21 protein-coding genes and 4 tRNA genes are annotated in these 24,033 nt (G+C 33.7%); 23 read left to right on the forward strand and 2 right to left on the reverse strand.

Annotated features, from left to right (window positions below):
• The first annotated feature begins 157 nt into the window (after window positions 1–157).
• On the forward strand, window positions 158–2,572 hold the full coding sequence (locus tag B3578_RS07905; protein WP_291047720.1) for an alpha-ketoacid dehydrogenase subunit alpha/beta: 2,415 nt from the start codon (window positions 158–160) through the stop codon (window positions 2,570–2,572).
• Window positions 2,573–2,656: 84 nt separating this feature from the next.
• Window positions 2,657–3,913, forward strand: coding sequence for a type IX secretion system plug protein domain-containing protein (locus B3578_RS07910; RefSeq protein ID WP_286495085.1), 1,257 nt, complete (start codon window positions 2,657–2,659; stop codon window positions 3,911–3,913).
• Window positions 3,914–3,918: 5 nt separating this feature from the next.
• On the opposite strand, the gene B3578_RS07915 is transcribed toward B3578_RS07910, so the two are convergent.
• Window positions 3,919–4,278 (reverse strand): DUF2200 domain-containing protein, encoded by a 360-nt coding sequence (locus tag B3578_RS07915; RefSeq protein ID WP_291047723.1) that lies wholly within the window; start codon window positions 4,276–4,278, stop codon window positions 3,919–3,921.
• A gap of 100 nt (window positions 4,279–4,378) precedes the next feature.
• Here B3578_RS07915 and B3578_RS07920 point away from each other — a divergent pair, with 100 nt between their 5' ends.
• From B3578_RS07920 to B3578_RS07940, 5 genes are all read left to right on the forward strand, one after another.
• Window positions 4,379–5,368: a hypothetical protein gene (locus B3578_RS07920; RefSeq protein WP_291047725.1), complete on the forward strand. Its 990-nt coding sequence runs from the start codon at window positions 4,379–4,381 to the stop codon at window positions 5,366–5,368.
• Window positions 5,365–7,926 (forward strand): hypothetical protein, encoded by a 2,562-nt coding sequence (locus B3578_RS07925; protein WP_291047727.1) that lies wholly within the window; start codon window positions 5,365–5,367, stop codon window positions 7,924–7,926. The genes B3578_RS07920 and B3578_RS07925 overlap by 4 nt, the downstream gene beginning before the upstream one ends.
• Before the next feature lie 66 nt (window positions 7,927–7,992).
• Entirely contained in the window at window positions 7,993–8,712 is a 720-nt protein-coding gene (locus B3578_RS07930; protein ID WP_291047729.1) for a DUF1003 domain-containing protein, read from the forward strand.
• Window positions 8,713–8,825: 113 nt separating this feature from the next.
• Window positions 8,826–10,454, forward strand: a complete 1,629-nt coding sequence (pruA, locus tag B3578_RS07935; RefSeq protein WP_219033765.1) for an L-glutamate gamma-semialdehyde dehydrogenase — start codon at window positions 8,826–8,828, stop codon at window positions 10,452–10,454.
• 58 nt (window positions 10,455–10,512) lie between these two features.
• The gene (locus tag B3578_RS07940) at window positions 10,513–11,442 is read left to right on the forward strand and encodes a cation diffusion facilitator family transporter (RefSeq protein ID WP_125349438.1); all 930 of its coding nucleotides are present in this window, start codon (window positions 10,513–10,515) and stop codon (window positions 11,440–11,442) included.
• Window positions 11,443–11,540: 98 nt separating this feature from the next.
• Here the strand turns inward: B3578_RS07940 and B3578_RS07945 are convergent, their stop codons facing one another.
• Window positions 11,541–12,185, reverse strand: a complete 645-nt coding sequence (locus tag B3578_RS07945) for an OmpW/AlkL family protein (protein ID WP_286495079.1) — start codon at window positions 12,183–12,185, stop codon at window positions 11,541–11,543.
• A 239-nt stretch (window positions 12,186–12,424) separates the two neighbouring features.
• On the opposite strand from B3578_RS07945, the gene B3578_RS07950 reads away from it, so the two are divergent.
• From B3578_RS07950 to rpoB, 16 genes are all read left to right on the forward strand, one after another.
• Complete coding sequence (locus tag B3578_RS07950; RefSeq protein WP_038331167.1) at window positions 12,425–13,567, forward strand: acyl-CoA dehydrogenase family protein; 1,143 nt, start codon at window positions 12,425–12,427, stop codon at window positions 13,565–13,567.
• 68 nt (window positions 13,568–13,635) lie between these two features.
• Complete coding sequence (rpsU, locus tag B3578_RS07955; protein WP_038331168.1) at window positions 13,636–13,830, forward strand: 30S ribosomal protein S21; 195 nt, start codon at window positions 13,636–13,638, stop codon at window positions 13,828–13,830.
• Between the two features lie 82 nt (window positions 13,831–13,912).
• Window positions 13,913–14,812 carry a tyrosine-type recombinase/integrase gene (locus B3578_RS07960; RefSeq protein ID WP_125349436.1) on the forward strand — a complete coding sequence of 300 codons (900 nt, stop codon included), beginning with the start codon at window positions 13,913–13,915 and terminating at the stop codon, window positions 14,810–14,812.
• 2 nt (window positions 14,813–14,814) lie between these two features.
• A complete protein-coding gene (gene hpf, locus B3578_RS07965) occupies window positions 14,815–15,114 on the forward strand; it encodes a ribosome hibernation-promoting factor, HPF/YfiA family (protein WP_038331066.1) in 300 nt (99 codons plus the stop codon).
• A 130-nt stretch (window positions 15,115–15,244) separates the two neighbouring features.
• Window positions 15,245–15,318, forward strand: a tRNA-Thr gene (locus tag B3578_RS07970).
• Between the two features lie 31 nt (window positions 15,319–15,349).
• Window positions 15,350–15,430, forward strand: a tRNA-Tyr gene (locus B3578_RS07975).
• 73 nt (window positions 15,431–15,503) lie between these two features.
• A tRNA-Gly gene (locus tag B3578_RS07980) sits at window positions 15,504–15,576 on the forward strand.
• 185 nt (window positions 15,577–15,761) lie between these two features.
• On the forward strand, window positions 15,762–16,949 hold the full coding sequence (tuf, locus tag B3578_RS07985; protein WP_038331067.1) for an elongation factor Tu: 1,188 nt from the start codon (window positions 15,762–15,764) through the stop codon (window positions 16,947–16,949).
• A 60-nt stretch (window positions 16,950–17,009) separates the two neighbouring features.
• A tRNA-Trp gene (locus B3578_RS07990) sits at window positions 17,010–17,080 on the forward strand.
• Window positions 17,081–17,095: 15 nt separating this feature from the next.
• Complete coding sequence (secE, locus tag B3578_RS07995; RefSeq protein ID WP_038331172.1) at window positions 17,096–17,284, forward strand: preprotein translocase subunit SecE; 189 nt, start codon at window positions 17,096–17,098, stop codon at window positions 17,282–17,284.
• Window positions 17,285–17,316: 32 nt separating this feature from the next.
• Window positions 17,317–17,865: a transcription termination/antitermination protein NusG gene (nusG, locus tag B3578_RS08000; RefSeq protein ID WP_219033762.1), complete on the forward strand. Its 549-nt coding sequence runs from the start codon at window positions 17,317–17,319 to the stop codon at window positions 17,863–17,865.
• 73 nt (window positions 17,866–17,938) lie between these two features.
• Window positions 17,939–18,379, forward strand: a complete 441-nt coding sequence (gene rplK / locus B3578_RS08005) for a 50S ribosomal protein L11 (RefSeq protein WP_038331069.1) — start codon at window positions 17,939–17,941, stop codon at window positions 18,377–18,379.
• 17 nt (window positions 18,380–18,396) lie between these two features.
• Window positions 18,397–19,092: a 50S ribosomal protein L1 gene (rplA, locus tag B3578_RS08010; RefSeq protein ID WP_038331070.1), complete on the forward strand. Its 696-nt coding sequence runs from the start codon at window positions 18,397–18,399 to the stop codon at window positions 19,090–19,092.
• Window positions 19,093–19,110: 18 nt separating this feature from the next.
• A complete protein-coding gene (rplJ, locus tag B3578_RS08015) occupies window positions 19,111–19,623 on the forward strand; it encodes a 50S ribosomal protein L10 (RefSeq protein WP_125349460.1) in 513 nt (170 codons plus the stop codon).
• A gap of 46 nt (window positions 19,624–19,669) precedes the next feature.
• Window positions 19,670–20,038 (forward strand): 50S ribosomal protein L7/L12, encoded by a 369-nt coding sequence (gene rplL / locus B3578_RS08020; RefSeq protein ID WP_019974307.1) that lies wholly within the window; start codon window positions 19,670–19,672, stop codon window positions 20,036–20,038.
• A 102-nt stretch (window positions 20,039–20,140) separates the two neighbouring features.
• Window positions 20,141–23,983: a DNA-directed RNA polymerase subunit beta gene (gene rpoB / locus B3578_RS08025; protein ID WP_125349434.1), complete on the forward strand. Its 3,843-nt coding sequence runs from the start codon at window positions 20,141–20,143 to the stop codon at window positions 23,981–23,983.
• Window positions 23,984–24,033: the final 50 nt, after the last annotated feature.

Raw genomic sequence — 24,033 nt, forward strand, 5'->3', positions numbered from 1 at the left:
CAAAAACCAGACATATACTCAGTAAAGTTTTTTTCATGTATTTATTTTTATAGTTATTAATTGGATGATACAATTCTATAATCTATTCGTTAGACGCAAATTGTATGGTGTAAGTTACAAATCTTTTGTTAAATTTGTGATGCAACAAACAAAAGAAATGGAAACAAAAGAGGTAAATAAAATTACTTTCGAAGAGTTTAAAAGTCAAATCATTAATGATTACAAGACGGCTTTTATGTCTCGTGAAGCAAGTCTTTTAGGAAGAAGAGAAGTACTTACTGGGAAAGCAAAATTTGGGATTTTTGGTGATGGAAAAGAATTACCACAAATTGCAATGGCAAAAGTATTCAAAAATGGAGATTTCCGTTCTGGATACTATCGCGATCAAACATTTATGTTCGCAATTGGTCAATTAACTGTTGAACAATTTTTTGCACAATTATACGCTTTAACAGATTTAGAGAAAGAACCTTCATCAGGAGGTCGTCAAATGACATCTCATTTCGGAACACGTTCTTTAAATGAAGATGGTTCTTGGAAAAAATTAACAGAACAAAAAAATTCGAGTGCTGATATTTCGCCAACAGCTGGTCAAATGCCACGTTTGTTAGGCTTAGCACAAGCTTCAAAATATTTTAGAAATGTTCCTCAATCAGACGAAGATCAACAATTTTCTGTAAACGGAAATGAAATTGCTTTCGGAACAATTGGTGACGCAAGTACTTCTGAAGGTCATTTTTGGGAAACGATAAATGCAGGTGGAGTTTTGCAAGTGCCAATGGTTGTTTCTATTTGGGACGATGGTTACGGAATTTCTGTACCAGCTAAATTTCAACGCACAAAATCGAATCTTTCTGAATTATTATCAGGTTTCGGAAGAACGGAAGAGGAAAGAGGTTACGAAATTATTACTGTAAAAGCGTGGGATTATCCTGCTTTGATTGAAGCGTATACACGTGCAGAAAGATTTGCGCGTGAGCATCACATTCCGTGTATTGTACACGTGCAAGAATGTACGCAACCACAAGGTCACTCGACTTCTGGTTCGCACGAGCGTTATAAATCAGAGGAGCGTTTGACATGGGAAAAAGATTTTGATGGAATCTCAAAATTCCGTGAATATATTTTAGCATTTGCAGATCATTCAGAAGCAATTATTTCTGCGGAAGAGTTGGATCAATTAGAAGCTGAAGTAAAAGCTGAAGTAAAAGCTTCTCAAAAACAATGTTGGGACGATTATTTGAATCCAATTTTGGATTTGAAAAATGAAGCGTTAGAATTATTAACGAAAATTGCTTTAGAAAGTGCAAACGGTGCTTTTATCAACATTGAAATTAGTAATCTAAAATCAAAGAAAAGTCCTTTCAAACGTGATGTTTATGGAGCTGTTCGTAAAGTAATTCGTTTAATACGTTCAGAAAATTTAGTTACAAAAGCTGAATTAATTTCTTGGTTAGATGCCAAAATGAAGCGCGAAGAAGAAATCTATTCGACTAAATTAGTTTCAGGAACGGCAACTCAAGTACCACAAGTAAAACCTGAGTTTGGAGAAAATCCAGCGTTAGAAGATGGTCGTGTAATTGTTCGTGATAACTTTGATAAAATCTTCGAAAAATATCCAAAGGCATTAGTTTTTGGTGAAGATGCTGGAAATATTGGTGATGTAAACCAAGGTTTAGAAGGTCTTCAAGCAAAATATGGTATCGATCGTATTTCGGATACAGGTATTCGCGAAGCAACAATTCTTGGTCAAGGAATTGGATTAGCGATGCGTGGTTTACGTCCAATTGCAGAAATTCAATATTTAGATTATATCCTTTATTGTTTACAAGGAATTTCTGATGATTTGGCAACTGTGCTTTATCGTTCGAATGGAGGTCAAAAAGCGCCTGTGATTATCAGAACGCGTGGTCACCGTTTAGAAGGTGTTTGGCATTCAGGTTCGCCAATGGGAGGAATTTTGAATTTGGTTCGTGGCGTGAATGTTTTAGTTCCACGTGATTTAACAAAAGCCGCAGGTTTTTACAATACATTGATGCAAGCAGATGAGCCTGCAATTGTTGTAGAAAGTTTGAATGGTTATCGTTTGAAAGAACCTGCACCAACTAATATTGGAGAATTTACAACGCCAATAGGTGAAGTAGAAATTACAAAAGAAGGAAAAGATGTAACGTTATTAACATACGGTTCTACTTGGAGAATTGTGATGGATGCTGCGAAAGAATTGGAGCAACTAGGTATTTCTGTTGAAGTAATTGATGCACAATCTTTATTGCCTTTCGATATCAATGCAGATGTTGCAAAAAGTTTGAACAAAACGAATCGTTTAGTTATTGTTGACGAAGATGTTCCAGGTGGAGCAAGTGCATTCTTGTTACAAGAAATTATCGAGAAACAAGGTGGATATTTTACATTAGATAGCGCACCATTGACGATTACAGCGAAAGCTCACCGTCCTGCGTATGCGACTGATGGAGATTATTTTTCAAAACCTTCTGTTGATGATATTACAGAACAAGTCTATGAACTAATGCGCGAAGCGAAACCAAACGAGTTTCCTGCTTTGTACTAAAAAATAAATTTTAGAGTTATATAAGCGTATGTCTTTTTCAAAAAGGCATGCGCTTTTTTTGTATTTTTAACAATCAAAATTATAATGAAAATGAAATTCTATTCGATTATACTTTGTCTATTGACTTCAATTCTTTTTGGGCAATTTCAAGATGTAATTCCTCCAAAGAATATCAAGACGGTTCAAGTTTTTAATCCGCAAACAAACGATAATACACCCGTTATCAAGTTAGGTTCTAGCGAAAGATTAATTTTTCTTTTTGATGATATCAGTGCAGGTTATAAGCGTTATCAATATTCTATTGAACACAGAAATGCAGATTGGTCAGAATCGAATATTTTTCAAACCGAATTTTTAAATGGTGTTAATGCTGATTATGCGCGAACATATAAGAATTCATTCAATACGTATCAAAAATATACCAATTATCAAATTCAATTTCCGAATGATCAAATGAATGTAAAATTACCTGGAAATTATGTGTTAAAAGTGTATTTAGAAAATGATTCAAACCCAATTTTCACGAAACGTTTTGCCGTTTATCAACCAATTGCGGATGTTGGAGTGATGGTTTCTCGTTACAATAATCCAACCGTAAAAGAATTGAATCAGCGTTTGCAAGTTCAAGTTTCGAGTGGAACACAAAATTTAACTGAAGTTCCTGATGGTGCAAGATTATTTTTGATGAAAAATAACAATTGGAACGAAGGTTATTTTGTCAATCGACCATCTTTTTCTCGTCCAAATCAATTAACATATAATGATACTAATATTTTGTTTGACGGTGGTGCAGAATACAATTGGTTTGATAACAAAAATTTAGAAGTTCCGAGTTTAACAACAGAAAAAACATTCAGAAAAGATAGTGTTTATCACACTGTTTTGCGTGCAGATATTCCGAAATATAATTTACCTTATGATGATTATCCAGACATTAATGGTAATTTTTATATCCGAAATAACCGTTATGGAAACGAATATGCAGCAAATTCTGAAGCAGATTATTCATGGGTTTATTTTGCCTTAGATGCTTTCGAAGATCAAAATGGATTATACGTTCCGTATGTTGTAGGTGCTTTTAATAATTGGGAAATTGATGAAAATTCGAAATTAGAAAAAGACGATGCAGGATTTTGGGTAACCGAATTATTCTTGAAACAAGGTTATTACAATTATCAATATGTCGTAAAAAATACCAAAACAGGCAAAATCGATCCAAGTTATGTGAGCGGAAGTTTTTGGCAAACCGAAAATCAATATCAAGCATTGTTTTACTATCGCCCTTGGGGACAACGATACGATGTGTTGATGGGATATGGAACTGGAAATTCGAGGAGATAAGTAGCTTAACTTCTCAAAATTTTTTCCATTATTTTTCCTTTGGCTAATTCATCGATTAATTTGTCTAAATATCGAATTTTTTGCATCAATGGATTTTCAATTTCTTCCACACGATAACCGCAAATCACACCTTTTATTTTAGTTGCATTTGGATTAAACTTTGGTGCATTTTCAAAAAAATCATGAAAGTTAGTTTTCTTCGTTAAAATTTCTTCCAAATCTTTTTCAGTATAACCTGTTAACCAAAAAATAATTTGATCAACTTCCGTTTTTGTTCGGTTTTTCTTTTCTGCTTTTGTGATGTAATGCGGATAAACATTTGCAAAAGACATTTCGATTACACGCTGAAAATTTTTATCATTCATTTTTTAAGAATATTATAGAGGATAAATTTCGACAATTAATTTGATAAAATCTCACTATTTTCATCGATTGTGATTTATAGATTTTGAGTTAAATTTGAGTATGAAATTTTTATTTAGATTTTTAATACTGTTTACGATAATTAGTTTGGTTGGATGTACTTCTGAAACCAAAAAATCACCAATTGATTTTTATTATTGGCGAAGTAATTATTCGGTGAATGAAACAGAGAAAAAAGCGGTTGATTCACTAAAAGTGGAAAATATTTATGTTCGTTTTTTTGATGTGGATAAAAAGTTGAATAAAATTTCTCCAGTTGGAATTATTCAGAATTTTGATGCAACGAAACTCAATGTCAATTATATTCCGACGGTTTTTATTACCAATCAAACTTTTCTGAATACATCAAAAGATCAAATCAAAATTTTAGCAAAAGATGTGTATAATTTTTTGAGTGAAACGGCTGAAAGAGGAAATCTAAAAAGTTTCAATGAAATTCAGATAGATTGTGATTGGACGAAATCTACGCGCGAAAATTATTTTATGTTTTTGTCGGAATTGAAACATATTTCGGGCAAAAAACTTTCGGCAACTTTGCGTTTGCATCAAGTCAAATTTAAAGACAAAGAAGGAGTTCCGCCTTTGGATAAAATGGTTTTGATGTGTTATGCAACCGAAAATCCAACTGATCAATCTGAAAATAATTCGATTTTAGATTTGAAAATAGCAAAAGATTATTTAAAAAACTTGAACGATTATCCAATCAAATTAGATGTTGCTTTGCCAATTTATTCGTGGGCAATTTTGACAAATCATCAAGGAAAAATAAAATTAATCAATTCTTTTTCGGAGCAAGATTTGATAGGAAAACCTGTAAAGAAAATCAGAAATGGATTTTATGAAGTGGAAGATGATTTTTTTGTACGAAATTTTTATGTGAGCAAAGGTTTTACAATAAAAGTTGAAATGATTTCTCCTGAATTATTAATTGAAACAAAATCATTTATCGATACAAAATTATCTTACAATTATCGCTTGATTTATTATCATTTAGACTCAAAATTTTTGAAAACAATACCAACACAATTATGAAAAAAATAGTACTTACTTTATGCTTAACTTTTGGTTTAACCAAAGTATTTGCGTGTGCTGATGGAGGTGGAGAAGATTATTATTACTACAATCTTTTTTCGCAAACTTTAAGCGAAGCGCCTCAATATCAGCCATTTTTGATGACGTTGGATAATCCATATTATACGATGGATGCAAATCAAAAGAATGAGAATATTTTGGATTGGCAAAAAACGTTAGGAATTAGCTATCAGCAAGCGTTTGAGTTGGTTTTTAAAGTATCGAAACAAGAAATTGATTTGATGGTAAAGAATGGAAAATCGTCCAATACGAACTATAATTTTGCGACAACAGATTGGGTAAAAAAGAATAAGCAAAGTTTACTTTACTTGTCGTATGCCAAGTATTTAGAGCCTTATATGGCTTTTTATTATATCGATAATGGTGAATGGTCGTATGTAGATCGTCCAGAAAAAAATGTCAATAATCTAAACTATAGAAAAGTTCTTGAGGTTCTAAAGAAAAGTTGGAATGCAGAAACGGACAAAGAATTAAAAGTTCGTTACGGTTATCAATTGGTGCGTTTTGCGCATTATTTCCACGAATATAAAGACGCTATCAATTATTTTAATATGTATGTGGCGTCGCAAGGACTCAAAAATTCGATGTATTATTATGCGTTAGATCAAAAAGGTGGAGCGGAGCGTGCACTTGGAAATTATATTCAGGCGAATTATGACTTTTTCGAAGTTTTTTCTCATTCGAATGATCGAAAAATGAGTGCTTATCAATCGATGCGCGTGACAGAAGATTTGAATTATGAGAAAATGTTAGCCAATGCCAAAACGATTCAAGAAAAAAATGATTTGTATTTATTGATTGGTTATAATGATTTTTCGAATCCGTTAGCTCCTGCGAAAAAAATTATTGCGAATGATGTAAATGCGCCACAAGCGAGAATTTTATTTGCACGTTCTATTAATTTAATTGAACGCGAATATTTGCAACAAAATCCTGAAGATTATTATTGGAATTCTTCTCAAGAACGAAAAAAATATACAGATTTATATTTACCTGTAAAAACAAATGGCAATTATTACAGTAACCCCGAAGATTCAAAAGATGAAGTTCAGATTAATGAATTGATTGCTCTGGCAAAATCACAAGCGATAAAAGCTGACGACAAAGAATATTGGAAATTATCGGTGGCATATTTGAATTTATTGAACAAAAATTTTGCGGAAACAAAAACGTATTTAACCAAAGTAAATTCAACTTCGAAAGAATTTCAACAACAGAAAAAAGTGATTGAAATTTTATTAGAAATTTTCGAACAAAAGAAAATTACAGATAGTTTTGAGAATCAATTGATGCAAAAATATGCGTCGATTTTGAATTATGAATATCCAAAATTACCAGAAGATGTCTATGGTTATTCGGATGAAGATGATCAAAAAATGAACTTGAAAAATGTGATTTTAGATGTTTTAGCAAATCGATATTTTTTGCAAGGTGACAAAGGAAAAGCATTTTTGATTCATAATGAAATTACACAATTAGGTTCAAATCCAGATTGGGCGATTATCAATGATTTAGATAAATTGGATAAAAAATCGAATAAAACAGCTTTCGAAAAATATTTGATTAATGCAAAAGTAAAATCGAGTTCATGGGATTGGAGAACAAAAAAATCAAAAGAAATTCAGTTTAAATTATCAGATTATTTAGCCGATTTCAAAGGAACATTGTATTTAGGCGAAATGAAATTTGATTTGGCGAAAAAAGAATTTGAGAAGATTGATCAAAAATATCACACGTCAGAAAGTGCTTATTTTGTTTATGATTACGATTATACAACAGAAAAAGAAAGCAAAACTTGGGTAGAAAATCAGTTTGATGGTTATCATAATATTCCGAATAAAATCTTTGGATATAATAAGATTGAATGTTTTAATTGTGACGAAAATCAAGTGATCGCAACTCCTTATTTGAATGAATTTAAATTTATCAAACCAAAAATGTCAAAATTAGAATTGACAAATGCGATGATTGAATTGAATAAAATAGCAAAGAAGAATACCGAAGAAGCTGCAAAAGCGAATTATTTGTTGGGGAATTTCTTTTACAATACGACGACTTTAGGCTATTATCGTTATTTGTTGACATTTGATCGAAACAATGATAATGGACCAAAATTTAATAATTATGGTGATCAATATGAAGCGACAAGCAACTTCTTTTACAAAAGTTTCGGTTGGGGTGGAAACTACGTAGATAATTTTACGCCGTCAGAAAATTATTTGAAAAAAGCTTTTGATTCGACAAAAGACAAAGAAATGAAAGCGCAAATTTTATTTGCATTGTCTAAGAATGAACAAGGAAGATTTTATAATGCAAAAGATCCTGTGTTGAAACGTTTGTACGAAAATCAATATGACAACGAAGATAAAATTTTAGCGTTTAAAGTGGCAAATTATCGTTCTAATTTTAAAAATTTGAAACAATATTCGGACACGAAAACATATCAAGAAATAAAATCAAATTGTAAATATTTCGATTATTACACAAATAACTTTTAATAATTAAAACGCTTCTAATTTTAGGAGCGTTTTTTGTGATGTGATTTTTGACTAAAATAGATTATTATGAAATGTTTTGTAACTCAAGAACCAATTAATCGCTACGAAGCTGTAAAAGGAAAAGAAATTCAGCAAGAGATTTTTAAATTGATTGAGCAAGATTATCCAGCAATTACCGAAGAAGATTATGTTTCGATAAAAATATTGAACAAATATCGTCGTCAATTTTTTGCAAATTTGATTTCGCAAGAAAAAGGTGAAATGGAAAAATTGGATCAAGATGTAGTAGAAGCAATTCGTGATAATTCTATTCTTTCCGAAAATATAAAAGAAAATACATCAAAGCCATTGACAACAGGCGATAGAATCGCAGATAAAGTAGCGTCTTTTGGAGGAAGTTGGACATTTATTATTTCGTTTTTTATTTTCTTATTGGTTTGGATGTTTCTTAATTTTTGGATGTTGCACAACAAAGGTTTTGATCCCTATCCATTTATTTTACTCAATTTGATTTTGTCTTGTTTAGCAGCAATACAAGCTCCAATTATTATGATGAGTCAAAATCGTCAAGAAGATAAAGACCGTGATAGAGCCGAACATGATTATAAAATTAACTTGAAAGCTGAATTGGAAATAAAATTATTAAGCGAAAAAATAGATCATTTATTGGTTCATCAGAATAAGAAATTATTAGAAATACAGGAAATGCAAATCCAATATTTAGAGAATATCGAAAATCAAATTCTTCATACAAAAGATAAAAAAGAAAATAAAAAGGAAGAATAATGGATGATTTTATGTTTAAAGTGGTAAAAGACTTAATTATCTGAACTGAAACATTTCCATTTATTTTTCTTAAATTTGAACTTTGAAAAGTATAAACAAACAAAATAATCAAAATGTCAAAATCATTTGCTCAAATTCCTCACGCTGTTAACGAAGAGGTAAAATCATATGCTCCTGGAACACCAGAGCGTGCGCAATTATTAGACGCTTACAAAAAAATGTTTAACGAGGTAACTGAAGTTCCTCAATACATTGGTTCTGAAGAAATTTTTTCAGGAAATAAAAAAGAAATTCGTCCTCCACATGACCACCAAAAAGTTGTTGGTTATTTCCACGAAGGAACACAAGATGATGTAAGAAAAGCGATTGATACAGCTTTAGCTGCAAAAGAAGCTTGGGTTGCAATGCCTTGGGAAGATAGAGCGGCAATTTTCTTGAAAGCTGCAGATTTGATTGCTGGTCCTTACCGTGCAAAAATAAATGCTGCAACAATGATTGGTCAATCTAAAAATGCAATGCAAGCAGAAATTGATTCAGCTTGTGAGTTGATTGACTTTTTACGTTTCAATGTACAATACATGACAGAAATTTATGCAGATCAACCAATTTCTTCTCCTGGAATTTGGAATCGTGTAGATTATCGTCCATTAGAAGGATTTACTTTCGCAATTACTCCATTCAATTTTACTGCAATCGCTGGTAACTTACCATCTTGTATGGCTTTGATGGGGAACGTTGTAGTTTGGAAACCTTCTGATAAACAAACTTTAGCTGCTAAAGTAACAATGGAAGTGTTCAAAAAAGCTGGTTTACCAGATGGTGTAATCAACATGATCTTAACTGATGGAGCAGAAACTGCAAAAACAGTTTTAGAACACAAAGATTTCGCAGGTTTACACTTCACAGGTTCTACAAAAGTTTTCAATACTTTATGGAAACAAATTGGAGATAACATCAACAATTACAGAACTTATCCACGTATCGTAGGAGAAACAGGAGGAAAAGATTTCGTAATGGTTCACAAATCAGCTTGTCCAACAGAAGTTGCTGTAGGTTTAGTTCGTGGAGCATTTGAATACCAAGGACAAAAATGTTCTGCTGCTTCTCGTGCTTATATTCCATCTAACTTATGGAACGAAGTTGAGAAACAAATGAAAGAAATGTTAGCAACTGTTAGATTAGGATCTCCAGAGGATTTCTCTAATTTCATGACAGCGGTTATCGATAAAAACTCTTTCGAAAAATCTAAAGCATATATCGATCGTGCACAAGCATCTTCTGAAGCTGAAGTTGTAATCGGTGGTACTTATGATGATTCAGTTGGATATTTTGTTCAACCAACAGTTATCAAAGCAACGAATCCTAAATATGAATCAATGGTAGAAGAAATCTTCGGACCTGTATTATCAGTTTATGTTTATGATGAAAATGAATTTGAAGCAACTTTAAAATTAGTTGACGAAACTTCTGCTTACGCATTAACAGGATCAATCTTCGCGAAAGATCGTGCTGCTGTAGAATTAGCTGCTAAAGCATTGAAAAATGCTTGTGGAAATTTCTACATCAACGATAAACCAACAGGTGCAGTTGTAGGTCAACAACCATTTGGTGGAGCGCGTGCTTCTGGTACAAATGATAAAGCAGGTTCTGCAATGAACTTGTTACGTTGGACTTCTGTTCAAACAATCAAAGAAACATTTGTTCCTGCAAAAGATTACAAATACCCATTCTTAGAAAAATAATATTTTCGAGATACAAAATTAGAATAAGCCTTACATTTGTAGGGCTTATTTTTTTGGTATGAATGATAATTCGGAAAAAGCAATCAAAGCTTCAATTTTTAGTATTGTAGGAAACGCTTCTTTGGCTGGAATTAAGTTTTTGGCTGGTTATTTTGGGAATTCTTACGCACTTATTGCAGATGCAATCGAGTCTTCGGCAGATGTTTTTTCTTCTATATTTGTTTTCTTTGGACTAAAGTATTCTGCAAAACCTGCAGATGAAAATCATCCTTATGGACACGGAAAAGCAGAAGCGTTAATCACATTTTTAGTGGTTACTTTCCTTATTGTTTCTGCGATTATCATTGCAAAAGAAAGTATTAACAATATTATTACACCACATCATCAGCCCAAACCATTTACCTTATTAGTTCTTGGAGGAATTATTTTATTCAAAGAATTATCGTTTCAGTATGTAATGCGAAAAAGTGTTGAAACCAATAGTTCTTCTCTAAAAGCAGATGCTTGGCATCATCGTTCGGACGCAATTACATCGTTAATGGCGTTTATCGGAATTTCGATTTCATTGGTAATGGGACCAGGTTGGGAGGCAGCAGATGATGTTGCAGCACTTTTTGCATCAAGTTTTATTTTATATAATGCGTACAAAATCCTTCGACCTGCGTTGGGAGAAATTATGGATGAGCAATTGTACGAAAATGAAATTGAACAAATTAGAGAAATCGCTTCGCATGTTCCGGGTGTTATGGCGACTGAAAAATGTAATGTGCGTAAGAATGGAATGAATTATTATGTCGATTTACATGCAATAGTCGATGGAACGATTTCGGTGGTGGAAGGACATAAAATTAGTCATGATCTGAAAGATGCTGTACAAGCTAAAATGCCACAAGTAAAAGATGTATTAGTGCATATAGAGCCTACTTTTGTCTCGGTTCGAGAATATTTTCGAACAAATCACATCGAAGATAAAAGAGTGGAGGAGTAAAAATAAATTATATTAAATAAAAAAAGAGAAGCAATTGCTTCTCTTTTTGATCTTTTAGTTGGTTAATAAAAAATCATAATATATATAAAAGGTCGATTTTAGAATAATTTGAAACCAATACCAGTACTGATTAACCAAGGATTAAGATCTACATCTGCTGGTACATAAACTTGTTTGTCTAAAGCTGCACCAACTGTAACGTCTGTGTTTAAGTATAATTTTTTAACATCTACGTTCCAGTATAATTTATCATTGATTTTGTAATCAAATCCTAATTGAAATCCGAAACCTACATTGTTTTTGTAATCTACACTAGTTACGGCTGCGTTTCTCCCTTTTCCTTGCCCTTGATCATAGAAGATTGTATAATTAATTCCAGCACCAACATAAGGTTTTAGGTTTTTGGTTGGATACAAATGATATTGTACATTAAGAGTTGGAGGTAACAGCATTACTCGTCCCAAATCTAAATTTCCTAATGCAGTATTTACCGCTACAACTTCGTGTTTAGATGTTCCTAAGATTAATTCGGCCGCGATATTTTTTGTAATATAATAGGTAAAGTCAATTTCTGGAATAAGATTGTTTGTAACTGCTACATTTCCACCTATTGCTTCTATTTTAGCATCTTCCATAGGAACTACACCAGTTGCTCTTACACGCATATGTAATTCACTAGCCTCTTGTCCAAATGAAATTGTTGATGCAAAGATTGCTCCTAATATTAATAGTCCTTTTTTCATAATGTTTATTTTATTTTTCGAAACAAAACTCGGATTAATTCATCCGAATTAAAATGTCAAATATCATTTCCGAAAATGACTTTAAACATTTGTTTTTTTTAAGGATATTATTAACTTAAACACGCTGATAGTCAATTATTTTTAATGAGTAAAAATAATCGTAAAAGAAAAACTTTTCACTTAATAGAAATTTATTACTTTTGGAGGAAAGTCATAAAAAAACAAAAAAACTCAAAAAAATGGATTTCTTAGAAAATGAAAATTTATCATTAATCGCGCAATCGGCAAGAGATTTTGCAAAACAATACATTCAACCGAATATAATGGAGTGGGATGAAGCTCAAACTTTTCCAGTTGAAGTTTTCAAAGAACTTGGAAAAATGGGATTCATGGGAATCGTTGTTCCAGAAGAATATGGAGGAAGTGGTTTGTCATATGATGAATATGTATCAATTGTAGATGAAATTTCACAAGTTGATCCTTCTATTGGTTTGTCTGTAGCGGCACATAATTCACTTTGTACAAATCATATTTTAGAATTCGGTAACGAAGAACAAAAACAACGTTGGTTACCAAAATTAGCAACAGCAGAATGGATTGGTGCTTGGGGATTAACAGAGCACAACACAGGATCTGATGCAGGAGGAATGTCTACAACAGCTGTAAAAGATGGAGATGAATGGGTGATTAACGGAGCAAAAAACTTTATTACACATGCAATTTCTGGTGATGTTGCGGTTGTGATGACAAGAACAGGAGAGAAAGGAGCTAAAAATAACGCGACAGCTTTTGTAATAGAAAAAGGAACGCCAGGTTTTACATCGGGTAAAAAAGAAAATAAATTAGGAATGCGTGCTTCGGAAACGGCAGAGTTAATCTTCGATAACGTACGTGTTTCGGATGCAAATCGTTTAGGAAATGTTGGTGATGGTTTCAAGCAAGCACTTAAGATTTTAGATGGTGGTCGTATCTCGATTGCAGCTTTATCTTTAGGAATCGCGAAAGGAGCATACAAAGCAGCATTGAAATATGCACAAGAGCGTCATCAATTTGGAACTGCAATTGCAAATTTCCAAGCAATTAACTTTAAATTGGCTGAAATGATTACAGAAATCGAAGCTTCAGAATTATTAATTCGTAAAGCATCTTATTTAAAAAATCATAAAAAACCAATGACGACAGAAGGTGCAATGGCAAAATATTATGCATCGGAAGCGTGTGTTAAAATCTCGAATGAAGCAGTTCAAATATTTGGTGGATACGGATATACAAAAGATTTTCCAGTAGAGAAATTCTACCGTGATTCTAAGTTGTGTACAATCGGTGAAGGAACAACTGAGATCCAAAAATTAGTGATTGGAAGAAATATTTTGAAAGATTAATACAAAACGATTTGTTTAATTACTAAAGAGTTGTATATTTGCCATCTCAAAAAGAAATAGATAAAATTATGTTGATTATACCAGTAAAAGACGGAGAGTCAATCGAAAGAGCTCTAAAAAAATACAAAAGAAAATTTGATAAAACAGGTGTTGTACGTCAGTTAAGAGCACGTCAACAATTTACAAAACCTTCTGTTACAAATAGAATTAAGATGAGTAGAGCAATCTACAAACAAGCCTTAATCGAAAAGGAGGAAGCATAAATTGCCGTTTTAAACGATATAAAGAAATTAATTTCTGTTGACCTATTTATTAAAGTTGTAACTTTGATGAATAGGTTTTTTTATGGAATTTATTCAACTATTCTTAGATTATTTAGCGCTCGAGAAAAACTATTCTACGCTAACAATTACTAGCTACAAAAGAGATTTGGACGATTTTGTTGAGTTCTATCAACAAGAAGAAAATTCGTCAGAAATACAACTTGCAACAAAAAATCATATTCGTGCATTTGTGATGCATTTATCAGAATTAGAAAAGTCTGAGAAAACAGTTAATCGCAAATTAAGCGCTTTACGAACGTTTTATAAATATTTGGTCAAAGAAAATCATCTTTCCATTAATCCAATCGAGCAAATTCATTCACTTAAACAAAATAAACAAGTTTTAGTACCTTTTACAGAAGCAGAATTGAATGATTTGTTGAATAATGATGAATTTTTCCCTGACACATTCGAAGGTTTACGTGATCGATTAATGATTGATGTAATGTATCAAACAGGAATTCGACGTGCCGAATTAATTGGTTTGAAAGAAAATGATATCGATCCGAATACACTTTCTATAAAAGTTCTTGGAAAAAGAAATAAAGAACGCATAATTCCTATTTCTACCTTTCTGTTAGAGGATTTGGCGAATTATAACACTAGAAAACATAACGAAATTACTTTACAATGTACGAATGTTTTTGTAACAGAAAAAGGAAAACCTTTGTACGATAATCTTGTTTATTCGAAAGTAAAATACTATCTTAGTCTTATAAGTGTAAAACATAAAAAAAGTCCTCATATGTTGAGGCATTCATTTGCGACTCATATGTTAGATTCAGGAGCAGATCTGAATGCAGTAAAAGATATTTTAGGGCATTCAAGTTTGTCATCGACTCAAATTTATACACATGGGAGTATAGAAAATTTAAAAAAAGTGTTTAACAAAGCTCACCCGCGTGAGAACAAAAAAGAGTAATTATGACAATTAACTTTCAAGCAGTAAACTTCAATACTAAACCAGGTTTAGAGGAGTATTTAGAGAAAAAATTAGAAAAATTAGAAACTTTGTCAGACAAAATCATTGCAGCGAATGTTTCTTTTAAATTAGAGAATACTGCAGAAAAAAATAACAAGACAGTTGATATTAAGTTAGAAGTACCAGGAGATGATATTGTTGTAAGTAAAACAGGACAATCTTTTGAAGAATGTATTGATTTAGCGGTAGATACATTAAAAAAATTAATTATCAGAAAAAAAGAAAAAATTAGCGAAAGATAAAAAATAGGGAATTGACTAAAAAAAGAACCTAAAAATTTGGTTAATTCAAAAAACAACGTAAATTTGCAGTCCGTTAAACAAACATATTTAACGGACTGTTCTTTTAAATAACGCTTTTAAAAACAAAAATGCCGATGTAGCTCAGCTGGCTAGAGCAGCTGATTTGTAATCAGCAGGTCGTGGGTTCGAGTCCCTCTATCGGCTCAAGGTTTTTAGAAGAACAAAAAAATAAGGCGGGGAGATACTCAAGCGGCCAACGAGGACGGACTGTAAATCCGTTGGGTAACCTTCGCAGGTTCGAATCCTGCTCTCCCCACAAACTTAATTTTTAAAATTTTTTGTGGTTTAGGATTTAATCTTTAAATTTGCAAAGCTTTTTAGAAGTGAATGCGGGAATAGCTCAATTGGTAGAGCGTCAGCCTTCCAAGCTGAATGTTGCGGGTTCGAGTCCCGTTTCCCGCTCAAATTCTGGTTCGTCCAGTATAGTTAATCTTTTAAGTAGTTGTTGAAACTCATTTAAACCAAGGTTAACGCGAGTCAAAAATTAATATCTTTATATAAATCAAAAAGTGTACTTTTACACTTGAAAATAATTTAAAGTTATTTTTTTAATTTAAGTATAACAATAGAAATTAATAAAAAGTAAAATGGCAAAGGAAACTTTCAACCGTAATAAGCCGCACTTAAATATTGGTACTATTGGTCACGTTGACCACGGTAAAACAACTTTGACTGCAGCGATTACTAAAGTATTAGCTGATGCTGGTTATTCAGAAGCAAAAGCTTTCGATCAAATCGATAATGCTCCAGAAGAAAAAGAGCGTGGTATTACAATTAATACATCTCACGTAGAGTATGAAACTGCTAACCGTCACTACGCACACGTTGACTGTCCAGGTCACGCGGATTACGTAAAAAACATGGTTACAGGAGCTGCTCAAATGGATGGTGGTATCTTAGTAGTAGCTGCTACTGATGGTCCAATGCCTCAAACTCGTGAGCACATCTTATTATGTCGCCAAGTAAACGTTCCTCGTATCGTTGTTTTCTTAAACAAAGTTGATATGGTTGACGATGCTGAGTTATTAGAGTTAGTAGAAATGGAAGTAAGAGATTTATTATCTTCTTACGAATATGACGGAGATAACACTCCAGTTATCCAAGGATCTGCTTTAGGTGCATTAAACGGTGAGCCTCAATGGGTTGAAACTGTATTAAACTTAATGAACAATGTTGATGAGTGGATTGAGCAACCAGTTCGTGATCAAGATAAACCATTCTTAATGCCAGTAGAGGATGTATTCTCTATTACAGGTCGTGGTACTGTTGCTACAGGACGTATCGAGGCTGGTGTAATTAACTCTGGGGATCCAGTTGACATCGTTGGTATGGGAGAAGAAAAATTAACTTCTACTGTAACAGGTGTTGAAATGTTCCGTAAAATCTTAGATAGAGGTGAAGCTGGTGATAACGTAGGTTTATTATTACGTGGTGTTGATAAAACTGACATCCGTCGTGGTATGGTTATCGCAAAACAAGGATCTGTTAAACCACACAAAAAATTCAAAGCTGAGGTTTATATCTTAACTAAAGAAGAAGGTGGTCGTCACACTCCATTCCATAACCGTTACCGTCCACAGTTCTACGTACGTACAACTGACGTAACAGGGGAAATCAACTTACCAGAAGGAGTTGAGATGGTTTTACCAGGAGATAACTTAACTATTACAGTTGAATTATTACAACCAATCGCATTAAACGAAGGTTTACGTTTCGCAATCCGTGAAGGTGGACGTACAGTTGGTGCTGGTCAGGTAACTGAAATTTTAGACTAATTAGTCAAAATATAATATAGAAGATGTGGTAATCTTCAATGATTACCACTCTTTTTATCTACGGGCATAGTTCAATGGTAGAATAGCGGTCTCCAAAACCGTTGATCAGGGTTCGAATCCTTGTGCCCGTGCTAAATGAAAACGATATGAAAGTCGTACAATATTTTAAAGATTCCTTTGTAGAATTTAAAGATCATGTTACATGGCCATCATTCTCAGATCTACAAAGAGACACAATTATTGTTGCAATAGCTACAGTTTTGTTAGCTATATTTTTATATGCGGTAGATACATTATTCACACAAGTGCTTAACTTTATCTACGGCGCTTTTTAGTTTGTAAAATATCCCGTTTAGTAATTAGAATCATGAGTGAAAAGAAATGGTATGTAATCAAGACTGTAGCTGGACAAGAGCTGAAAGTTAAGGATTATATTGAAAGAGAAATTCAGTACCAAAATTTGAATGATTATGTAGGACAAATTGTTGTTCCTATGGAAAAAGTGATTCAAATCCGTAACGGTAAAAAATATCAAAAGGAAAAAGTACACTTTCCTGGTTACATCATGATAGAAGCCGAACTTGTAGGGGAAATTCCTCACATGGTAAAGAATACATCAGGTGTAATTAGCTTTTTGAGTGCAACGAAAGGAGGTGATCCTGTACCAATGAGACAATCGGAAGTTAACCGAATGTTAGGTAAAGTTGACGAATTAGCAGAAAACGTTGATACAAACTTAGGAATATCTTACATCGTAGGAGAAACTGTAAAAGTAATCGACGGACCATTCAATGGCTTCAACGGAACAGTTGAAAAAATCATTGAAGATAAACGTAAACTTGAAGTGATGGTTTTAATCTTCGGACGTAAAACACCACTAGAGTTAAGTTTTAACCAAGTTGAAAAGATTGCATAATCAATCTATCAACAAATTAAAAGTAGAAATTTAGGCTGCTTCCACATAACGCTTAATTTTAAGAATTAAAAAAATGGCAAAAAAAATTGAAAAAGTTGTAAAACTTCAAGTTAAAGGAGGACAAGCAAATCCTTCGCCACCAGTAGGGCCAGCTTTAGGTGCTGCAGGTGTTAACATCATGGAGTTTTGTAAACAATTTAATGGACGTACACAAGAAAAACAAGGTGCAGTGTTACCAGTTGTTATTACTGTGTATCAAGACAAATCATTCGATTTCGTAATTAAAACTCCACCAGCTGCTATTCAGTTAATGGAAGCTGCGAAATTGAAAAAAGCATCAGGTGTACCAAACCGTCAAAAAGTTGGTACTGTTACTTGGGATCAAGTTAGAGCTATTGCTGAAGACAAATTAGCGGACATGAACTGTTTTACTGTTGAATCTGCTATGAAAATGGTTGCTGGAACTGCACGTTCTATGGGTATAACTGTAAAAGGTGGGCAAGCTCCAGAATAATTAAAACATTTTAGGAAATGGCAAAGTTAACAAAAAGACAAAAAGAAGTATTAGCTAAAGTAGAAAAAAACAAACTTTACTCTATTGATGAAGCATCATCATTAGTAAAGGAAGTTAACTACGCTAAGTTTGATGCTTCTGTAGATATAGCAGTTCGTTTAGGTGTAGATCCTAAGAAAGCTAACCAAATGGTTCGTGGTGTAGTTTCATTACCACACGGAACAGGTAAAGATGTAAAAGTATTAGCATTAGTTACTCCAGACAAAGAAGCAGAAGCTAAAGCAGCAGGTGCAGACTATGTAGGATTAGACGAATACTTACAAAAAATTAAAGAAGGTTGGACAGATGTTGACGTTATCGTTACTATGCCAGCTGTTATGGGTAAATTAGGACCATTAGGACGTGTTTTAGGACCTCGTGGATTAATGCCTAACCCAAAATCAGGTACTGTAACTTTAGAAGTAGGTAAAGCCGTTTCTGAAGTAAAAGCAGGTAAAATCGACTTCAAAGTAGATCGTTACGGAATCATCCACGCTGCAGTTGGTAAAGTATCTTTCGATGCTGATAAAATTAAAGAAAATGCGAATGAGTTAATTCAAACTTTAATTAAATTAAAACCAACAGCTGCTAAAGGAACATATGTAAAAAGCATCACGCTTTCTACAACTCAATCTGTAGGTGTATCAGTAGATCCAAAAAGTGTAAACGCTTAAAATTAGTAGATTATGGCAATGACAAAACAAGATAAAGCAAATATGATAGATGAATTGCAAGCTGTATTAGCAGAAGCAAAAATCATCTACTTAGCAGATATCGACGGATTAAACGCTGTTAATACTACTGAATTAAGAAGAGCTTGCTTCAAAAGCAATGTATCTTTACGCGTAGTAAAAAACACTTTATTAAAGAAAGCTATGGAGCAAATCGAAGACAAAAACTTCGAAGAGCTTTACGGATCTTTAAAAGGAAATACAGCATTAATGACTGCTGAAGTTGGTAATGCACCAGCTAAAGTAATCGATACTTTCAGAAAAAAATCTGAAAAACCTATTTTAAAAGGAGCTTGGATTGAAGATAATACATTCGTAGGTGATGACAAATTACCACAATTAGTAGCATTGAAATCTCGCGAAGAATTAATCGCAGACATCATCATGTTACTTCAATCTCCAATCAAAACTGTTGTTTCTCAATTAGAGAACAAAGAGGCTGCAAAAGCAGAAGAAGGAGCTTCAGAAGAATAAGACACACTCATATCAAATAAAAGTTTAAAAAACAAAAAGCATTAAAATGGCAGATTTAAAAAAATTAGCTGAAGAGTTAGTAAACTTAACAGTTTTAGAAGTTAATGAATTATCTACAATCTTAAAAGATGAATACGGAATCGAACCAGCTGCTGCTGCTGTAGTTGTTGCTGCAGGTGGAGCAGGTGAAGCTGCTGAAGAGCAATCAGAATTCGACGTAATCTTAAAAGAAGCAGGTGCATCTAAATTAGCAGTTGTTAAATTAGTTAAAGAATTAACTGGAAAAGGATTAAAAGAAGCTAAAGATTTAGTAGATTCAACTCCAGCAACAGTTAAAGAAGCAGTTTCTAAAGACGAAGCTGAAGCTTTAAAGAAACAGCTAGAAGAAGCTGGTGCAGTAGTAGAATTGAAGTAATTTTTATTACTCAAAAATATAGGTTTGGACCTAACACAGGACGTGTTAGGTCTAAACCTTTTTACGCATAAAGTCATTATATAAACCAAAATTCATTCGAAATTGGCCACTAAAGCAACATTAAGCAACTCGACTGAGAAAAAAGAAAGATTGAACTTCTCTTCTGCAAAAGCAGTCGCTCAGTTCCCAGATTTCCTTGACATTCAGATCAAATCGTTTGAAGATTTTTTCCAGTTGGAAACAAGACCTGACCAACGAAAAAATGAAGGTCTTTACCGAACATTTGCTGAGAATTTTCCAATTACGGATACTCGCAATCAGTTTGTTTTAGAATTCTTAGATTATTTCGTAGATCCACCACGTTACACAATTGATGAGTGTATCGAAAGAGGATTAACGTACAGCGTACCATTGAAAGCTCGTCTTAAATTGTACTGTACGGACGAAGAACACGAAGATTTCGAAACTGTAGTGCAAGACGTATACTTAGGAACAATTCCTTATATGTCTCCTTCAGGATCATTCATTATTAATGGTGCAGAGCGTGTTATTGTATCTCAATTACACCGTTCTCCTGGGGTATTCTTCGGACAATCTTTCCACGCGAATGGTACAAAATTGTACTCATCTCGTATCATTCCTTTCAAAGGATCTTGGATTGAGTTCGCAACAGACATCAACAGCGTAATGTACGCTTACATCGATCGTAAGAAAAAGTTACCATTAACTACCTTATTACGTGCTATCGGATACGAAAGAGATAAAGATATCTTAGAAATTTTCGACTTAGCAGAAGAAGTAAAAGTTAATAAAGCTAATTTAAAGAAAGTTGTAGGTCGTAAACTTGCTGCACGTGTATTAAATACATGGCACGAGGATTTCGTAGATGAAGATACAGGAGAAGTTGTATCTATCGAGCGTAATGAAATTATCTTAGACCGTGAAACAATCTTAGAGAAAGATCACATCGATCAAATCGTAGATTCTGGTGTTAAGACGATTTTATTACACAAAGAAGACATCAATTCTGCTGATTATGGAATTATCCATAATACTTTACAAAAAGACCCTACTAATACTGAAAAAGAGGCAGTAGAGTATATCTATAGACAATTACGTAACGCTGAGCCACCAGATGAGGAAACAGCAAGAGGAATTATTGACAAATTATTCTTCTCTGATCAACGTTATTCATTAGGTGAAGTAGGTCGTTACAGATTAAATAAAAAATTAGGCTTAAGCATTAGCGAGGACGTACAAGTATTGACTCGTGAAGATATCATTTCGATTATTAAATACTTAATCGAATTAATCAACTCTAAAGCAGAGGTGGATGATATCGACCACTTATCTAACCGTCGTGTAAGAACGGTAGGTGAGCAAATGGCTAGCCAATTCGGAGTAGGTTTAGCTCGTATGGCTAGAACTATCCGTGAAAGAATGAATGTTCGTGACAACGAGGTGTTTACACCAATCGATTTGATTAATGCTAAAACATTATCATCTGTTATCAACTCATTCTTCGGAACGAACCAGTTATCTCAGTTCATGGACCAAACAAATCCATTATCAGAGATTACACACAAACGTCGTTTATCAGCATTAGGACCTGGAGGTTTATCAAGAGAAAGAGCGGGATTCGAGGTACGTGACGTACACCACACTCATTACGGACGTTTATGTCCAATTGAAACTCCTGAGGGACCAAACATTGGTTTGATTTCGTCATTATGTGTATTCGCTAAAGTTAATAACTTAGGGTTCATCGAAACACCGTACAGAAAAGTAGAAGATGGAAAAGTGGACGTCGAATCAGCACCAATCTATTTAACTGCGGAAGAGGAGGAATCAAAAGTAATTGCTCAAGCCAATATCGACATGACAGACGATGGTACTATTGCTACTGAACGTGTAACTGCTCGTGAAGATGGGGATTTCCCTGTTGTAACGCCAGCAGAAGTTGATTTAATTGACGTTGCACCTAACCAGATTGCATCTATCTCAGCATCATTAATTCCTTTCTTGGAGCATGATGACGCCAACCGTGCGTTAATGGGATCGAACATGATGCGTCAGGCAGTTCCATTATTAAAACCTCAAGCACCAATTGTAGGTACTGGATTAGAAAAACAAGTTGCAAAAGATTCAAGAATCTTAGTAAATGCAGAACGTGAAGGTACAGTAACTTATGTTGATGCTGACATTATAACAATTAAATATGATCGCTCAGAAGACGAAGAATTAGTAAGCTTCGATACTGCTGAGAAAACATATAATTTAACAAAATTCAGAAAAACGAATCAAGGAACTACAATTACGTTGAAACCAATTGTAAAAGTTGGTGATCGTGTAGAGAAAGGACAAGTTTTATCTGAAGGTTATGCAACAGAAGGAGGAGAATTAGCAATTGGTCGTAACATGGTTGTTGCCTTTATGCCTTGGCAAGGATACAACTTCGAGGATGCCATTGTAATCTCTGAGAAAGCTGTTCGCGAAGACTGGTTTACATCTATCCACATCGATGAGTATTCATTAGATGTACGTGATACAAAATTAGGTATGGAAGAATTAACTTCAGACATTCCTAACGTTTCGGAAGAGGCTACAAAAGACTTAGACGAAAACGGTATGATCCGTATTGGAGCAGAAGTAAAACCTGGTGATATCTTGATTGGTAAGATTACTCCAAAAGGAGAATCTGATCCAACTCCAGAAGAAAAATTATTACGTGCGATCTTTGGTGACAAAGCAGGTGATGTAAAAGATGCTTCTCTTAAAGCCTCTCCATCATTACGTGGTGTTGTTATCGACAAAAAATTATTCTCACGTAGTATTAAGGATAAACGTAAACGTTCTCAAGACAAAGCTATTATTGATAGTGTAGAAGCTGAGTACGACGTTAAATTCAACGAATTAAGAGAGATTTTATTAGAGAAATTATACGTTTTATTAAACGGAAAAACTTCTCAAGGTATTTACAACGACTTGAACGAAGAAGTAATCAAGAAAGGTGTAAAATACACACAAAAAATCTTATCTAATGTTGAAGATTTCTTAAATTTAACTGGAGCAGAGTCTCTTTGGACAACAGACGAGGATAAGAACGAATTAGTAAAAGAATTGTTACATAATTACAAAATTAAGTACAATGATTTACAAGGAGCACTTAACCGCGAAAGATTTACAATCTCTGTTGGAGACGAGTTACCTGCAGGTATCGTTAAATTAGCAAAAATCTACATTGCGAAAAAACGTAAACTAAGAGTAGGGGATAAAATGGCAGGACGTCACGGTAACAAAGGTATTGTTGCACGTATCGTTCGCGACGAAGATATGCCTTTCTTAGAAGACGGAACGCCAGTAAATATCGTACTTAATCCACTTGGGGTACCATCTCGTATGAATATCGGTCAGATTTATGAAACGGTATTAGGATGGGCTGGACTTAAAATGGGTCAAAAATTTGCTACACCTATCTTCGATGGTGCTGAAATCGCTGATATCGATCGCATCACAGAAGAAGCAGGTATTCCAAAACACGGTACAACATATTTATATGACGGTAATACTGGAGAACGTTTTGATCAAAAAGCTACTGTAGGGGTGATTTACATGTTGAAATTAGGACACATGGTTGACGACAAAATGCACGCGCGTTCTATCGGACCATACTCATTAATTACTCAACAACCATTAGGAGGTAAAGCACAATTCGGTGGACAACGTTTCGGAGAGATGGAGGTTTGGGCATTAGAAGCATTCGGTGCATCTAATATCTTACGCGAAATCTTAACAGTTAAGTCGGATGACGTAATTGGACGTGCGAAAACTTACGAAGCAATCGTAAAAGGAGAGCCAATGCCAGAACCTGGTATTCCAGAATCATTTAACGTATTGTTACATGAATTACAAGGTCTTGGATTAGACATAAACTTGGAAGAATAATAGGGCAACCTATTATTCTACCTTTTTCGTTATAATAATATAATTGTTAG

It is taken from the genome of Empedobacter sp. UBA1574 (assembly GCF_002322895.1).
Taxonomy (GTDB): Bacteria; Bacteroidota; Bacteroidia; order Flavobacteriales; family Weeksellaceae; genus Empedobacter; species Empedobacter falsenii_B.

Coding starts and splice junctions, on each gene's coding strand:
- B3578_RS07905 (WP_291047720.1), top strand. CDS start 158: ATGGAAACAAAAGAGGTAAATAAAATTACTTTCGAAGAGTTTAAAAGT.
- B3578_RS07910 (WP_286495085.1), top strand. CDS start 2,657: ATGAAAATGAAATTCTATTCGATTATACTTTGTCTATTGACTTCAATT.
- B3578_RS07915 (WP_291047723.1), bottom strand. CDS start 4,278: ATGAATGATAAAAATTTTCAGCGTGTAATCGAAATGTCTTTTGCAAAT.
- B3578_RS07920 (WP_291047725.1), top strand. CDS start 4,379: ATGAAATTTTTATTTAGATTTTTAATACTGTTTACGATAATTAGTTTG.
- B3578_RS07925 (WP_291047727.1), top strand. CDS start 5,365: ATGAAAAAAATAGTACTTACTTTATGCTTAACTTTTGGTTTAACCAAA.
- B3578_RS07930 (WP_291047729.1), top strand. CDS start 7,993: ATGAAATGTTTTGTAACTCAAGAACCAATTAATCGCTACGAAGCTGTA.
- pruA (WP_219033765.1), top strand. CDS start 8,826: ATGTCAAAATCATTTGCTCAAATTCCTCACGCTGTTAACGAAGAGGTA.
- B3578_RS07940 (WP_125349438.1), top strand. CDS start 10,513: ATGAATGATAATTCGGAAAAAGCAATCAAAGCTTCAATTTTTAGTATT.
- B3578_RS07945 (WP_286495079.1), bottom strand. CDS start 12,185: ATGAAAAAAGGACTATTAATATTAGGAGCAATCTTTGCATCAACAATT.
- B3578_RS07950 (WP_038331167.1), top strand. CDS start 12,425: ATGGATTTCTTAGAAAATGAAAATTTATCATTAATCGCGCAATCGGCA.
- rpsU (WP_038331168.1), top strand. CDS start 13,636: ATGTTGATTATACCAGTAAAAGACGGAGAGTCAATCGAAAGAGCTCTA.
- B3578_RS07960 (WP_125349436.1), top strand. CDS start 13,913: ATGGAATTTATTCAACTATTCTTAGATTATTTAGCGCTCGAGAAAAAC.
- hpf (WP_038331066.1), top strand. CDS start 14,815: ATGACAATTAACTTTCAAGCAGTAAACTTCAATACTAAACCAGGTTTA.
- tuf (WP_038331067.1), top strand. CDS start 15,762: ATGGCAAAGGAAACTTTCAACCGTAATAAGCCGCACTTAAATATTGGT.
- secE (WP_038331172.1), top strand. CDS start 17,096: ATGAAAGTCGTACAATATTTTAAAGATTCCTTTGTAGAATTTAAAGAT.
- nusG (WP_219033762.1), top strand. CDS start 17,317: ATGAGTGAAAAGAAATGGTATGTAATCAAGACTGTAGCTGGACAAGAG.
- rplK (WP_038331069.1), top strand. CDS start 17,939: ATGGCAAAAAAAATTGAAAAAGTTGTAAAACTTCAAGTTAAAGGAGGA.
- rplA (WP_038331070.1), top strand. CDS start 18,397: ATGGCAAAGTTAACAAAAAGACAAAAAGAAGTATTAGCTAAAGTAGAA.
- rplJ (WP_125349460.1), top strand. CDS start 19,111: ATGACAAAACAAGATAAAGCAAATATGATAGATGAATTGCAAGCTGTA.
- rplL (WP_019974307.1), top strand. CDS start 19,670: ATGGCAGATTTAAAAAAATTAGCTGAAGAGTTAGTAAACTTAACAGTT.